The 6,182-nt window shown below is 66.8% G+C and carries 2 protein-coding genes and 1 pseudogene; all 3 read left to right on the top strand.

The window, feature by feature from the left end; translation table 11 throughout:
• A pseudogene (locus tag AOZ53_RS18350) lies at positions 1 to 705 on the top strand (nitrate/nitrite transporter); the annotation flags it as partial.
• Positions 706 to 854: 149 nt separating this feature from the next.
• The gene (locus tag AOZ53_RS18345; RefSeq protein WP_054488801.1) at positions 855 to 4,610 is read left to right on the top strand and encodes a nitrate reductase subunit alpha; all 3,756 of its coding nucleotides are present in this window, start codon (positions 855 to 857) and stop codon (positions 4,608 to 4,610) included.
• Positions 4,607 to 6,169 carry a nitrate reductase subunit beta gene (gene narH, locus AOZ53_RS18340; protein WP_054430597.1) on the top strand — a complete coding sequence of 521 codons (1,563 nt, stop codon included), beginning with the start codon at positions 4,607 to 4,609 and terminating at the stop codon, positions 6,167 to 6,169. The genes AOZ53_RS18345 and narH overlap by 4 nt, the downstream gene beginning before the upstream one ends.
• The last annotated feature ends 13 nt before the right edge of the window (positions 6,170 to 6,182 follow it).

Here is a 6,182-nt window from a genome sequence, read left to right as displayed (position 1 = left end):
ATGAACGACATCGCCGACGCGCGCGCCTCGTTCGCCGACCAGGCGGTGATCTTCAAGCGCAAGCACAACTGGCTGATGTGCTGGCTGTACGTGGGCACCTTCGGCTCGTTCATCGGTTTCTCGGCCGGCTTCGCCATGCTGACCAAGACGCTGTTCCCGCAGGTCGACCCGACCACCTACGCCTTCCTGGGCCCGCTGGTCGGCTCGCTGACGCGGCCGGTGGGCGGCTGGGTCTCGGACAAGCTGGGCGGGGCGCGCGTCACGCTGTTCACCTTCATCGGCATGATTGCCGCGGTGCTGGGCGTGGTGATGTTCCTGCCGCTGAACGGGCAGGGCGGCGACTTCAACGGCTTCCTGGCCATGTTCATCGTGCTGTTCGCGCTGACCGGCGTGGGCAACGGCTCGACCTTCCGCATGATCCCGGTGATCTTCCTGCGCGAGCGCACCCAGGCCGCGCAAGGCAAGGGCGAGGCCGCGCAGAAGCAGGCGCTGACCGACGCGGCGCGCGAATCGGCCGCGGTGCTGGGCTTTTCCGGCGCGATCGGCGCCTATGGCGGCTTTTTCATCCCGCGCAGCTTCGGCACCTCGCTGGAGCTGACCGGCAGCGCCCAGGCGGCCCTGTATTGCTTCATCGGCTTTTACGCCACCTGCGTGCTGATCACGTGGTGGTTCTACGCGCGCCGCAACGCGCCCGTGCCCTGCTGAGGGCGGGGTTGGCCGGGGTGACTAGTCACTCTGCCGCGCCCGCCCTGTGCCACCGGCGAATGGTCGGCCGGGCGGGCGACGCCTAAAGTGGTTCTGACAGCACAGATTGCAGTACGCGCCGGCCGGGCCGGCGCTCTTGGAGAAACGCAATGAGTCATTTTCTGGACCGGTTGAAGTTCATGTCGCGGGTGAAATCCACCTACGCGGACGGTCACGGCGAAGTGGTCAACGAGGACCGCAAGTGGGAAAACGCCTATCGCGCCCGCTGGCAGCACGACAAGGTGGTGCGCTCGACCCATGGGGTCAACTGCACCGGCTCGTGCTCGTGGAAGGTCTACGTCAAGAACGGCCTGATCACCTGGGAGACCCAGCAGACCGACTACCCGCGCACGCGGCCCGACCTGCCCAACCACGAGCCGCGCGGCTGTCCCCGTGGCGCGTCCTACAGCTGGTACGTCTATTCGGCGCAGCGCGTGAAATACCCGATGATGCGCGGCCGCCTGATGGAAATGTGGCGCGAGGCGCGCAAGACCATGGACCCGATCGCGGCCTGGGAATGGATCAGCCAGGACCCGGCCCGCGCCAAGCGCTACAAGTCGGTGCGCGGCCTGGGCGGCTTCGTGCGCACGGACTGGGACACGGCGATGGAAATGATCGCCGCGGCCAACGCCCTGACGATCAAGAAGTTCGGCCCCGACCGCGTCATCGGCTTTTCGCCGATTCCCGCCATGTCGATGGTCAGCTATGCCGCCGGCGCCCGCTACCTGAGCCTGCTGGGCGGCGCCTGCCTGAGCTTCTATGACTGGTATTGCGACCTGCCGCCGGCCAGTCCGCAGATCTGGGGCGAGCAGACCGACGTGCCGGAATCGGCCGACTGGTACAACTCGACCTACCTGATGGTGTGGGGCTCGAACGTGCCGCAGACCCGCACGCCCGACGCCCACTTCTACACCGAGGTCCGCTACAAGGGCACCAAGACGGTGGCGGTGTCCAGCGACTTCGGCGAAATGGTCAAGTTCGGCGACATCTGGCTGGCGCCCAAGCAGGGCACCGACGCCGCGCTGGCGATGGCCATGGGCCACGTCATCCTCAAGGAATTCCACCTGTCGGGCGCCTCGGCCTATTTCCGCGACTACGTGCGCCGCTACACCGACATGCCGATGCTGGTGCTGCTCAAGGAGCGCGACGGCTTCCATGCGCCCGATCACTTCCTGCGCGCCTCGCAGCTGGACGGCGCGCTGGGCGAGCAGAACAACCCCGACTGGAAGACGCTGGTGTTCGACGAAACCAGCGGCGACCTGGTGGCGCCCAACGGCAGCATCGGCTTTCGCTGGGGCGAGGGCGCGGTCAACGGCGGCGAGAAGGTCGGCCGCTGGAACCTGGAAGCGCGCGACGGCGGCAGCGGCCGCGCCATCGAGCCGCGCCTGAGCCTGGCGGACGGCGCCGACGCCGTGGTCGGCGTGGGTTTCCCGTACTTCGGCGCCGAGCACGACGAACTGCTGGTGCGCAATGTGCCGGTGCGCCGCATCCGCCTGGCCGATGGCAGCGAGGCCCTGGCGGCCACGGTGTACGACCTGCAGATGGCCAACTACGGCCTGGATCGCGGCCTGGGCGGCGGCAACGTGGCCACGTCCTATGACGACGACGTGCCCTACACCCCGGCCTGGCAGGAAAAGCACACCGGCGTGCCGCGCGCGCAGGTGATCCAGGTGGCGCGCGAGTTCGCCCAGAACGCCCACGATACCGAGGGCAAGTCGATGGTCATCGTCGGCGCCGGCCTGAACCACTGGTACCACATGGACATGATCTACCGCGGCATCATCAACATGCTGATGATGTGCGGCTGCGTCGGCAAGAGCGGCGGCGGCTGGGCCCACTATGTGGGCCAGGAAAAGCTGCGCCCGCAGTTCGGCTGGGCGCCGCTGGCGTTCGCGTCCGACTGGGTGCGCCCGCCGCGCCAGATGAACGGCACCTCGTTCTTCTACGCCCATACCAGCCAGTGGCGCCATGAAAAGCTGAACGTGCAGGAAGTGCTGGGGCCGACCGCCGACCGCGGCCGCTATGGCGACCTCAGCATGATCGACCTGAACGCCCGCGCCGAGCGCATGGGCTGGCTGCCGTCGGCGCCGCAGCTGCGCACCAATCCGCTGGACCTGACCGCGCAGGCCGAAGCCGCCGGCAAGGACCCGGTGGCCCACGCCGTCGAACAACTCAAGTCCGGCGAACTGCGCATGTCCTGCGAAGACCCGGACGATCCCGCCAACTTCCCGCGCAACATGTTCGTGTGGCGCTCCAACATCCTGGGCTCCAGCGGCAAGGGCCACGAGTATTTCCTGAAGTACCTGCTGGGCACGCAGAACGCCGTGTTCGGCGACGAGGCCGACGCCATCAAGCCGGTCGAGGTCACCTACCAGGAAGACGCGGCCGAGGGCAAGCTCGACCTGCTGACGGTGCTGGACTTCCGCATGAGCACCACCTGCCTGTACGGCGACATCGTGCTGCCGACGGCCACCTGGTACGAGAAGGACGACCTCAACACGTCCGACATGCACCCCTTCATCCACCCGCTGAGCGAAGCCGTGCAGCCGCTCTGGGAAAGCAAGACCGACTGGGAGATCTACAAGCTGCTGGCCAAGAAGTTCAGCGAGATCGGCGGCCCCTACCTGGGCAAGCGCCGCGACCTGGTGCTGACGCCGCTGATGCATGACACCCCGGGGGAACTGGGGCAGGCCTTCGAACCCAAGGACTGGATGCTGGGCGAATGCGACCTGGTGCCGGGCAAGACCGCGCCCAACATGACCGTGGTCGAGCGCGACTACAACGACATCTACCGCAAGTTCACCTCGGTCGGTCCGCTGCTGGACAAGCTGGGCAACGGCGGCAAGGGCATCAACTGGAACACCGAGCATGAAGTGGGCGAGCTGGCCGGCATCAACGAGCGCGTGGCCGAAGCCGGCGTGAGCCAGGGCCGGCCGCGGCTGGACAGCGCCATCGACGCCGCCGAAATGATCCTGACCTTCGCGCCCGAGACCAATGGCCACGTGTCGGTCAAGGCCTGGGAAGCGCTGGGCAAGATCACCGGCCGCGACCACACCCACCTGGCGGTGGGCCGCGAGCACGACAAGATCCGCTTCCGCGACATCCAGGCGCAACCGCGCAAGATCATCTCGGCGCCGACCTGGTCGGGCCTGGAAAGCGAAGAGGTCAGCTACAACGCCGGCTACACCAACGTGCACGAGCTGATCCCGTGGCGCACCCTGACCGGCCGCCAGCAGTTCTACCAGGACCACCGCTGGATGCTGGACTTCGGCGAGGGCTCGTGCGTCTACAAGCCGGCGATCGACACCAAGACCGTGGCGCCGATGCTGGGCCGCTATCCCAATGGCGAGAAGGAACTGGTGCTGAACTGGCTGACGCCGCACCAGAAGTGGGGCATCCACAGCACCTATTCCGACAACCTGCGCATGCTGACCTTGAGCCGCGGCGGTCCCCACGTGTGGATCTCCGAGGCCGAGGCCAAGCAGGCCGGGCTGGTCGACAACGACTGGGTCGAGGTGTTCAACGTCAACGGCACGCTGACCGCGCGGGTGGTGGTGAGCCAGCGCGTGCCGGTCGGCATGTGCCTGATGTACCACGCCCAGGAAAAGATCGTGAACGTGCCGGGCGCGGAGACCAGCGGCAAGCGCGGCGGCATCCACAACTCGGTGACGCGCACCGTGCTCAAGCCGACCCACATGATCGGCGGCTACGCGCAGCAGGCCTACGGCTTCAACTATTACGGCACCGTGGGCGCCAACCGCGACGAATTCGTGGTGCTGCGCAAGATGAAGAAGGTGGACTGGCTGGAAGGCCCGCTGGTCGAGGATCCCGCCGCCCAAACGCAACAGGAAGAGAAGCAATCATGAGGATACGCGCCCAAATCGGCATGGTGCTGAATCTGGACAAGTGCATCGGCTGCCACACTTGCTCGGTCACCTGCAAGAACGTCTGGACCAGCCGCGACGGCGTCGAGTACGCCTGGTTCAACAACGTCGAGACCAAGCCCGGCATCGGCTATCCCAAGGAATGGGAGAACCAGGAGAAGTGGAAGGGCGGCTGGCGCCGCACGGCGGCGGGCAAGCTGGAACCGCGCCAGGGCGGCAAGCTGCGCATCCTGGCCAACCTGTTCGCCAACCCGAACCTGCCGCAGATCGACGACTACTACGAGCCGTTCACCTTCGATTACGAGCACCTGAAGAACGCGCCGCTGTCGCAGACGCCGCCCACCGCGCGCCCGGTGTCGGTGCTGACCGGCAAGAAGATGGACAAGATCGTCTGGGGCCCGAACTGGGAGGACGACCTGGGCGGCGAATTCGCCGCGCGCAGCCGCGACGCCTTGTTCGAGGGCGTGCAGAAGGAGATGTACTCGACCTTCGAGAATACCTTCATGATGTACCTGCCGCGCCTGTGCGAACACTGCCTGAACCCGGCCTGTGTCGCCAGCTGCCCGTCGGGCTCGATCTACAAGCGCGAGGACGACGGCATCGTGCTGGTCGATCAGGACAAGTGCCGCGGCTGGCGCATGTGCATCTCGGGCTGCCCGTACAAGAAGATCTACTACAACTGGCACAGCGGCAAGGCCGAGAAGTGCACCTTCTGCTACCCGCGCATCGAGGCCGGCCAGCCGACCGTGTGCTCGGAGACCTGCGTCGGCCGCATCCGCTACCTGGGCGTGATGCTGTACGACGCCGACCAGATCGAGCGCGCCGCCGCCGTCGGCAACGAACAGGATCTGTACGAGTCGCAGCTGGACCTGTTCCTGGACCCGCATGCGCCCGAGGTGATCGCCGCCGCGCGCGAGCAGGGCATCCCGGAATCCTGGCTGGAAGCCGCGCGCCAGTCGCCGGTCTACAAGATGGCGGTGGAGTGGCGCGTCGCCTTCCCGCTGCATCCGGAATACCGCACGCTGCCGATGGTCTGGTACATCCCGCCGCTGTCGCCGATCCAGACCGCGGCCGAGGCTGGCAAGATGCCGCAGCGCACGCTCGGCACCAGCGCCATGATCCCGGACGTGGCCAGCCTGCGCATCCCGGTGCGCTATCTGGCCAACCTGCTGACGGCGGGCAAGGAAGCCCCCGTGTTGCAGGCGCTCGAACGGATGCTGGCGATGCGCGCCTACAAGCGCGCCGAGACCGTGCACGGCGAGCGCGATACGGCCTTGCTGGATCAGGTCGGCCTGTCGGAAGCGACCGTGCAGGACATGTACCGCATCATGGCGATTGCCGACTACGAGGACCGCTTCGTGGTGCCCAGCAGCCACAAGGAGATCGTCGAGGACAGCTTCAACGAGAAGGGCAGCTGCGGCTTCACCTTCGGCAACGGCTGCTCGGGCGGCGTCTCGGAAGGCACGCTGTTCGGCCGCAAGCCGCAGGGCAGCGAGATCTTCATCGACATGCCGAAGTCGCGCAAGAAGGCCGCGGCCTGAGACGGGAGAACAC

The organism is Achromobacter sp. 2789STDY5608621 (assembly GCF_001299375.1).
In the GTDB taxonomy this organism is placed as follows: Bacteria; Pseudomonadota; Gammaproteobacteria; order Burkholderiales; family Burkholderiaceae_B; genus Achromobacter; species Achromobacter insuavis.
Note: the sequence above shows the minus strand (reverse complement) of the source record. Positions and strands in the feature narration are given on the sequence as shown.